Source organism: Microbispora sp. GKU 823 (assembly GCF_002027145.1).
GTDB classification, from domain to species: Bacteria; Actinomycetota; Actinomycetes; order Streptosporangiales; family Streptosporangiaceae; genus Microbispora; species Microbispora siamensis.
On record NZ_MWJN01000194.1, the window covers coordinates 1 to 6,180 of the forward strand.

Here is a 6,180-nt window from a genome sequence, read left to right on the forward strand (position 1 = left end):
TCTTCGCTCGCCCCTTCACCGTCGCCGTCGCCCAGCCCCTCGCCGTCGCCCAGCCCCTCGCCGTGCCCCTCACCGTCGCCCAGCGCCTCACCCTCGCCGAGCCCGTCGCCGTCCTCGGGGACACGCTCGTGCGAAGCGACGATCCGGTTCATCCTCACGTGGACGGCGGCCTCCCGGGGCGAGCTGACGGTGCGGAACACCGGAACGCTGCCCATCTCCTCGTGGACCGTCACCTTCAAGGTGCCCAACGGGCTGAGCTACGTGCAGATGTGGGACGGCGGCTACACCCCGCCGGGAGCCACTAACCAACCCTGGAACGGCGCGCTGCCGCCGGGCGCGTCGGTGACGCTGGACTTCGCGGTCGGCTGGTCGGGTGGCGCCGTCGAGTGCCGTCGCCCATCACCTGTACGGCCACCTGACGCCTCGGCTACGGGATCAGGTGGTCCGGGGCTCGACGAACAGGGTCTGCGTGGCCGTGCCGACCTCGCCGGACTGGTCGAACAGCGTGGTGCGGGTCAGCCCGCGTCCCCGTGGACCGATCGTCGTGGCCGCGTCCAGGCAGATCCACTCCCCCTCCGGGGCGCGGAACAGCGAGATCGTGAGATCAACATTGGCGAACAGATAGGCGTCGAAGTCCAGGACTCCGCTGATGCCGTTGCCGCTGTCGGCGAACATCGCGAGCCGTTCCAGCGGCGTGATCTCCTCGCCCTCCACGAGCGGCACCCGGGCCCTGCCCCACGCGACGGCGGGCCCGGCCTCGTCCGGGGAGCCCTTGACGAACCGCCAGTCCGTGGCCCTGCCATACCCGAAGCCCCGCGCGATCCACGACTCCGCGTCGTCCGGGGCCGGCGGCGGAACCGGCGCGGGCGGCGGCGCGGCCTCGCTCGCCGGGCTGCCGGCCTCCCTGATACGCCACGCGGTCGCCCTGACCAGCTCACGCCCGCCGGAGGTGACGGAGGCGCCGAGGCACTGCACGCGCCTGCCATCCCTGATCATTTCGGTGCGCACCTCCAGCTCCGCCACCGGAACGGGGGCGAACACGTCCACCGCCAGCCGGGCCAGAGGAAGGCCGGAGGAGCGGCCGGTGACGCGGGCGAGCTCGTGCACCAGCAGCGCGGTGACGGGTCCCATGTGCTGATGCCGTGGGTCCCACGGCCCCTGCGTGTGCTCCGTCGCCTGGTATCGGCCCTGGCCGAGGGGGACGTACATCGCCATGGAACAAGATTCTAGAGGCGGCCTTGCGTCTGTCTTCAACCGAAGCAGCGCACCACCGCTCGGCCCTGTCGGACGAACACCCCTCCTCCGAATGCACTCCCTATGACTGTCGGCGGGTCAGGATGACGAAGCGGCGGCCGTCCGTGGTGGCGTCGAACGTCGCGCTCGGCACGAACCCCAGTCCCTGAAGGACCCGCTGGGCTCGGATGTTGAAGCCGGCCACAGTCACCCGGAAGGCCGCGGGCCTGAACCGTGCGGCCCCGTACTCCAGGCCGGTCGCGATCGCCCGCCTGCCCAGGCCACGACCCGTCAGTTCGGGACGTAGCCCCCCGCCCGTGTCGAGCGCCGACTCGTCGTACTCGCCACCCGGCACACGGCCGTCAGCGCCGAACACCCGGAATCCGATGAGTCTGCCCTCGTTCACGAGTGCGAAGTATCCGTTCCGGGAATCCGTAAAAAACGCCGGATCCGCGCCCACAAGGTCATAGCAGTCGTACGGCGCGGGGTAACGCCACGTGACGATGTCCGCCGCGTACTCCTCGGTCATCCCGACGATCTCCATGGCGACCATGTCAGCAAGAACGTCCCGGCGAGTCAACTGAGCGCATCATGACGATTCACTTACCCGCGAACGGCAGACGGAGCACTATTTTCGAGATTGTCAACCGCACACGAAAGAGGCGCCCGAGAGCGACTTTCTCCAGAAAAATCAACAGCATTCTTTGATTTGTTCTCCTGCAGAGCGCGTGATACTCAATTAGTCGCCGAATTTCACCGGTTTGCGCGGAGGGACCACGTCATGAACGAGCACTCGCCCGACGCCGCCTGGCACGTCGATCACCGCTGCACCAACTGCGACGTCGCCCGGCAGCTCGCACCGGAACTGGTCGCGGAGGTCGACGGCCGCTCCTCAGTCGTCCGCCAGCCGCGCACCGACGCGGAGGAAAGGGCGCTGTACGCCGCGGCTTTCGCGTGTCACACCCGGTCCATCCGGCGCGGCGCGCGCGGGCCGGACCCGGCGTTCGATCCCTTCCCCCTGCGCCTTACCGAGCACGTGCACCTGTGCGGGCACAACTCGCGGCACACCGCCGGCGCGAACTCCTACCTGCTGCGCCGGCCCGCCGGAAACCTCATGATGATCGACACGCCGCGCTGGAGTTCCGACCTGGCCGCCAGATACGCGGCCCTCGGTCCGGTCACCGACGTGCTGCTCACGCATCGCGACCACGCGGCGCACGGCCGCGAATACGCCGACCGGTTCGGCGCCCGCCTGTGGATCCACGAAGGAGACCTCGCCGCCGCGCCGGACGCCGACCGCGTTCTCCGGGGCACCGAGCCGATCGAGATCGCCGACGGCGTGACAGCGCATCCGCTGCCCGGACACACCGAGGGCAGCGTGCTGTACCTCGCCGACGAGACCTACTGCTTCAGCGGTGACAGTTTCTACTGGTCCCGCACCGCCGGCGACATCGCCGTCGCCGAGTCGGTCACCTGGTACTCCATCACGGAACTGGCCGCGTCGCTGGCCCGTACGGCACCGCGGGTGCGCTTCGAATGGCTGCTGCCCGGCCACGGCGACCGCAAGCGGCTGCCTGCCGACGAGTTCGGCCGACGGCTGCACGACCTGGCCGTTCGTACCGGGCGACTCTCACCCCGGCCGATCGACTTCACCGCGCTGCGCTGGTGACTCACCCGCCGGGCGAGACGATGGGGGAAATAGGGTGCTGGCATGGAATACCGACGACTTGGCACCACGGGTATGAAGGTCAGCAGGATCTGCCTGGGCATGATGAGCTACGGCGAACCGGCCAAGTGGGGCGGCTGGGTCCTGGACGAGGAGCAGGCCGAGCCCATCGTGCGCAAGGCGGCCGAGGGCGGCGTGACCTTCTTCGACACCGCCGACGTCTACTCGGGAGGCGTCAGCGAGGAGGTCACCGGGCGGCTGCTGCGCAAGATCTTCCCTCGGCGCGACGACTACGTGCTCGCCACCAAGGTCTACTTCCCGATGGGCGAGGGCCGCAACGACTACGGCCTGTCCCGCAAGCACGTCATGTCGGCCATCGACGCCTCACTCGCCCGCCTCGGCACCGACTACGTGGACCTGTACCAGATCCACCGGTGGGACGACGAGACGCCGATCGAGGAGACCATGGAGGCGCTCGACGACATCGTCCGGGCCGGCAAGGCCCGCTACATCGGCGCCTCCAGCATGTGGGCGTGGCAGTTCGCCAAGGCCCAGCACGCCGCCGACAAGCACGGCTGGACCCGGTTCGTCTCGATGCAGAACCACTACAACCTGCTGCACCGCGAGGAGGAGCGGGAGATGATCCCGCAGTGCCTCGACCAGGGAGTGGGGCTCATTCCGTGGAGCCCGCTCGCGCGCGGCCTGCTCGCCCGCGCGGGCAAGCCCGCCGACACCGTACGGCAGGTCGGCGACGGCGCCAGGCAGGAGCAGTTGTACGGCGGCCGCCGACGAGGCGATCCTGGAGCGGGTGGCGCGCACCGCCGGGGAGCGGGGCGTCTCCCCCGCGACCCTCTCCCTCGCGTGGCTGCTCAGCCGCCCGGGCGTGACCGCTCCGATCGTCGGCGCGACCAAGGCGCACCACGTGGACGACGCCCTCGCCGCGGTCGAGCTGAAGCTCACCGACGAGGAGATCGCCTTCCTGGAGGAGCCGTACCAGGCCCGGGCGCAGCAGTTCTGATCGCGAGGCCCCACGCTCGCCGGGCCCGGGAAAGGGCTCGCGAGCGGGGACGTCAGCGGTCGGTGGTGCGGCGGCGCCGGGCACGGCGCGGGTACGCCTTGGCCGCCTCGGCCAGCCGCGTGGCGTGCTCGGCCTGCTTGCGCCAGTGCCCGTAGGCGTCGCCGCGCTGCGCGAGCCGGTCCAGCTCACGCATCGTGGCGAGCGGGATGAACGCGGGTTCGGCGTCCCGCCACGGCGTGCCGGGCAGCGGCATGAACGTGTGGGTGTGGATGCGCGCCCCGAGATCGGCGAGGTCGGCGGCGAGCCGCAGGGACGCGTCCTGGTCCTCGGGTGATTCGCCGGGCAGGCCGAAGATGAAGTCGACGTTCGGGCGGAAGCCGTGCTCCATGGCGATCCGCACGGCGTCGCGCACCGGTTCGCTGCCGTGGCCGCGACCGGCCGCCGCCAGCACGCGGTCGGAGCCCGACTGCGCGCCGATGATGATGTTGTCGTTCGCCACGTATCGCTTGAGCAGCCGCATCGCCTCCGGCGTCACGTGCTCGGGGCGGATCTCGGACGGGAAGCTGCCGAAGAACACCCTCCCGTTCGCGGGCAGTTCCTCCTTCACGCCCGCGAGCAGTTCCTCCACCGCGTCCAGCGCCGGCTCCGGCCCCTGTGTGCCGTACGAGAGGGAGGTGGGGGTGATGAAGCGGACGTCGCGCAGGCCGTGGGCGGCCATCCGGCGGACGTGCTCGCGCACGCTGTCCACGCTGCGATGCCGGAACCTGCCGCCGAACATGAAGGGCGTCTGGCAGAAGCGGCACGTGTAGACGCAGCCCCGCGTGATCTCGATGGGCCCGAAATGGCGGCGCCGGTCGGGGAAGGACGGAAAGGCGTCCAGCGGTAACTGCGGCGCCGGCGGCGTGCGCAGCGCCGTCCCGTCGTCGTCGCGCACCGCCAGTCCGGGCACGGTGGTGAGAGGCCGGTCCGCGCGCAGCGCCTCGACCAGGGCGACGATCGTCGGCTCGCCCTCACCGATGGCGGCGAGGTCCCAGCCGGCGTCGATGACCTGCTGCGGCTCGGCGGTGGCGTGCACCCCGCCGGCGATGTGCAGAACGCGCGGGTCGTCGGCGACGGCCCGTACGGTGGCCAGCTCGGCGGCCATCGCCTCGGCGTCCGGCGAGTAGAACGACCAGAGGACCAGGACACGGTCCGCAGGGCTGGCCGCGATGTGCTCCGCGACCTCCTCGGGTGTGGTCCCGAGCCGCGGATCGCACTCGGCCTTCGCGGTCTCCAGCGCGCCGAGCAGCGCGTTCACGCCGTACGTCACGGCCTTGCGATAGCGGACCACCACGGACACTTCCACGCTCACCCTGGCAGGGTAGTGCCACCGCCCTCCTCCCCGGCACCGCCGATCGGTGATCGAGGTGCCCGCGCATCGGCCGGGCGTCGTCCCGGACGGGCGGCCCGGATTCGGCTGCCGGCCGCTGGAACGCCGTTGCTGTTAGCGCTCACAATCCGTCTCCTGATGGCCTCTCCTCTCCATCGGGGTGCTCGGAGTGGTGTGGGGCGGAGCCAATACGAGACAGCGAGCCGCTGTCAATGGTCCGGAACGTGTTCGCGTCGCCGGTTGGGGTCGGGTGGTGGCCCAAGCGGGCGTTATCGCGATGGCCCACGGAATCGGGGAGGACCATGCGGTGAAACTTTCATCCCCTCCGCAGTCACACACTGACGAAACTTTCGGACCGCAGATGCCGCCTACTGAACCGATTTTTCTCATCCCTCGTGGCCAGGTGGACCGAAAGTTTCCACCAACGTCTTGACAAGTTTCGGGGAGGTTTCCACACTGATCCTCCAAGGCGGTCCCCCGCTCCCAAGTGGTGGTGCACGGCAGGGGGGCCGCCGATCACGACGCCCTGGTGGTGTGCGCCCTCGAGTGCCGAGGCGCGGCGTCGATCTCACGGGAACTCCCGCGTTCCCTTTGGTGATTCAGTTATGGAGGCTCAGACATGGGCGAAAACGTCATGCCCCCGCCCCGAACCCGGCTGCGCCGGGCCCTGGTCGCCGGCGCTCTCGGCGTGCTCAGCGCGGCCACGGCAGTGGTGGCGGTGACGGTCCCCGCCGACGCCGCGGCGAGCACGCTGGGCGCGGCGGCCGCGCAGACCGGCCGCTACTTCGGCACCGCCATCGCCGCCGGCAAACTCGGCGACTCGGCGTACACCACGATCGCGAACCGTGAGTTCAACATGATCACGGCCGAGAACGAGATGAAGATCGACGCCAC

General features: G+C 70.2%; 7 protein-coding genes and 2 pseudogenes. 5 read left to right on the plus strand and 4 right to left on the minus strand.

Annotation, left to right across the window (positions count from 1 at the left end; all coding sequences use genetic code 11):
* Window positions 1–248, minus strand: a 248-nt coding sequence (locus B1L11_RS53530; protein WP_256863426.1) for a hypothetical protein, incomplete at its 3' end; no start/stop codon positions are given.
* On the opposite strand from B1L11_RS53530, the pseudogene B1L11_RS55660 reads away from it, so the two are divergent.
* Window positions 190–321 (plus strand): annotated as a pseudogene (locus B1L11_RS55660) (cellulose binding domain-containing protein); the annotation flags it as partial. The gene B1L11_RS53530 and the pseudogene B1L11_RS55660 sit on opposite strands and share 59 nt — an antisense overlap.
* A gap of 114 nt (window positions 322–435) precedes the next feature.
* On the opposite strand, the gene B1L11_RS43655 reads toward B1L11_RS55660, so the two are convergent.
* A complete protein-coding gene (locus B1L11_RS43655) occupies window positions 436–1,215 on the minus strand; it encodes a thioesterase family protein (protein ID WP_079321015.1) in 780 nt (259 codons plus the stop codon).
* Between the two features lie 100 nt (window positions 1,216–1,315).
* A complete protein-coding gene (locus B1L11_RS43660) occupies window positions 1,316–1,777 on the minus strand; it encodes a GNAT family N-acetyltransferase (RefSeq protein WP_143737983.1) in 462 nt (153 codons plus the stop codon).
* Window positions 1,778–2,014: 237 nt separating this feature from the next.
* On the opposite strand from B1L11_RS43660, the gene B1L11_RS43665 reads away from it, so the two are divergent.
* The 3 genes and pseudogenes from B1L11_RS43665 to B1L11_RS53540 all read left to right on the plus strand — a co-directional run bounded on the left by B1L11_RS43665 (window position 2,015) and on the right by B1L11_RS53540 (window position 3,917).
* Window positions 2,015–2,902 carry an MBL fold metallo-hydrolase gene (locus tag B1L11_RS43665; RefSeq protein WP_079321017.1) on the plus strand — a complete coding sequence of 296 codons (888 nt, stop codon included), beginning with the start codon at window positions 2,015–2,017 and terminating at the stop codon, window positions 2,900–2,902.
* 102 nt (window positions 2,903–3,004) lie between these two features.
* A pseudogene (locus tag B1L11_RS53535) lies at window positions 3,005–3,565 on the plus strand (aldo/keto reductase); the annotation flags it as partial.
* A gap of 142 nt (window positions 3,566–3,707) precedes the next feature.
* Window positions 3,708–3,917, plus strand: coding sequence for an aldo/keto reductase (locus tag B1L11_RS53540; protein ID WP_256863427.1), 210 nt, complete (start codon window positions 3,708–3,710; stop codon window positions 3,915–3,917).
* Window positions 3,918–3,969: 52 nt separating this feature from the next.
* On the opposite strand, the gene B1L11_RS43675 is transcribed toward B1L11_RS53540, so the two are convergent.
* Window positions 3,970–5,268, minus strand: a complete 1,299-nt coding sequence (locus B1L11_RS43675) for a TIGR04013 family B12-binding domain/radical SAM domain-containing protein (protein ID WP_079321018.1) — start codon at window positions 5,266–5,268, stop codon at window positions 3,970–3,972.
* A gap of 637 nt (window positions 5,269–5,905) precedes the next feature.
* Here B1L11_RS43675 and B1L11_RS43680 point away from each other — a divergent pair.
* A partial coding sequence (locus B1L11_RS43680) for an endo-1,4-beta-xylanase (RefSeq protein ID WP_143737984.1) occupies window positions 5,906–6,180 on the plus strand: 275 nt, incomplete at its 3' end.